2 protein-coding genes are annotated in these 1,772 nt (G+C 66.0%); both read left to right on the plus strand.

Annotated elements, in window-relative coordinates; genetic code table 11:
* A partial coding sequence (locus AB0435_RS34105; protein WP_366428731.1) for a phosphopantetheine-binding protein occupies positions 1 to 242 on the plus strand: 242 nt, incomplete at its 5' end.
* 22 nt (positions 243 to 264) lie between these two features.
* On the plus strand, positions 265 to 1,772 hold a 1,508-nt coding region (locus tag AB0435_RS34110; protein ID WP_366428732.1), incomplete at its 3' end, for a condensation domain-containing protein.

Below are 1,772 nucleotides of genomic sequence, written 5' to 3' on the forward strand. Positions count from 1 at the left end.
GGTCCGACATCCTCGGCATCGACCGCATCGGCATCCACGACAACTTCTTCGACCTCGGCGGACACTCACTCCTCGCCACCCGAGTCGTCAACCGGATCGAGTCTTCCACTGGTCTGGAAATGTCCCTGCGGGAGTTCTTCCAGGCTCCCACCGTGGCCTCGCTCACCCAGAAGCTCGTGGAGCTAGTGGCCGATGATGGTCCGGATGAGTCCGCCCACGACGGCACGTCCGAAGTTCGTTGATCAGCGCGAGAGTGGAGTAGGTATGGACAAGCCAACCGCCGAGTCGCTTTTGCTCGCCCGGATGAACCGACGCGGCAAGAGCAGCACCGTCTCTCCCCGGGAGGGTTCCGGTCCCGCACCGCTGTCCTTCGCCCAGCAGCGGCTCTGGTTCCTCGACCAGCTGAACCCGGGGCGCGCGGACTACGCGATGCCATTCGCCTTCCGCGTGCACGGACCCTTGAACGTGCCGGTGCTCAGGGCCTCCTTCCGGGACGTCGTCGCACGGCACGAGGTCCTGCGGACGCGGTTCGAAACAGGTGAGCAGGGAACACCGGTACAGATCGCCGACAACGCGCCGGAGTTCGAGTTCTCCGTCGTCGATCTGATGATCTCCGAGGAATCCGCAGCCCAGCCGGACGCAGCGCGGAAGCTGATCCAGGAAGAGGCCGGCCGGCCCTTCGACCTGTCCTCCGGGAGGCTGCTGCGCGTCAAGCTGGTCCGGCTGGCGGTCGATCTCCACCTCCTGCTCGTCTCGCTGCACCACGTCGTCGCGGACGGATGGTCGGTCGACATCCTGACCAGGGACCTCCGCTCGTTCTACACGGCGCGGATCCGTGGCACCGAGGCTGACCTGCCCGAGCTCGGCATCCAGTACGCCGACTTCGCGGCCTGGCAGCGCAAGTGGTTGTCCGGCCCGGTCCTGGAGCGGCAGCTGTCGTACTGGCGCGAGAAGCTGGCGGGTCTGGAACCGGCCGAGCCGCCGACCGACCGCCCCCGCCCCGCGGTGCCGTCGGGAGCCGGCGACAGTGTGCAGTTCACGGTGCCGGTCGCAGTGGTTTCGCGCTTGCGCGATCTCGCTGCCGAGGAAGGCGCCTCGCTGTTCATGACGACGCTGGCCGCCTTCCAGACCGTGCTGCTGCGGTGGACGGGGCAGGACGACATCTCCGTGGGCACCCCCATCGCAGGCCGGAACAGGGCCGGTGTGGAGGATCTCGTCGGGTTCTTCGTCAACACCCTGGTGATCCGTTCCGACCTGGGCGGTGATCCGACATTCAGGGACCTCCTGCGGCAGGTCAAGGAAACGACCCTCGAGGCGTACTCCCACCAGGATCTGGCATTCGACCTCCTCATCGAGGATCTGGCTCCCCAGCGGGACCTGAGTCGTATGCCACTGGTCAACTGCACGTTCGCCTTCTCCAACACAGGCGGAGACGACTGGTCCCTTCCCGGTCTGGCCGTCGAGTCGATCGAACTTCCGAGCCAGACATCTAAGTTCGACTTCTCCCTCTTCCTCAGCGAGGACGGCGGCGGCTTCCACGGTGACCTCGTCTTCTCTACGGAACTGTTCGACCGGGAGACGATCGCGCGTCTCGGGGATCGCTTCGTCAGGGTCCTCGAAGCGGTGGCGGCTGCCTCTGGGAAGCCGATCGGCCATGTGGACATTCTCGACCCGGCCGAGCGTGAGCTTTTGCTCCGCACCTGGAACGGCACCCTCGTCGCCTATCCCGATGAACTGACGGTCCATGAGCTGGTCGAGCAGCAGGTGGCCCG

Origin of the sequence: Streptomyces sp. NPDC051173 (assembly GCF_040689515.1) — a bacterium.
Lineage (GTDB): Bacteria > Actinomycetota > Actinomycetes > Streptomycetales > Streptomycetaceae > Streptomyces.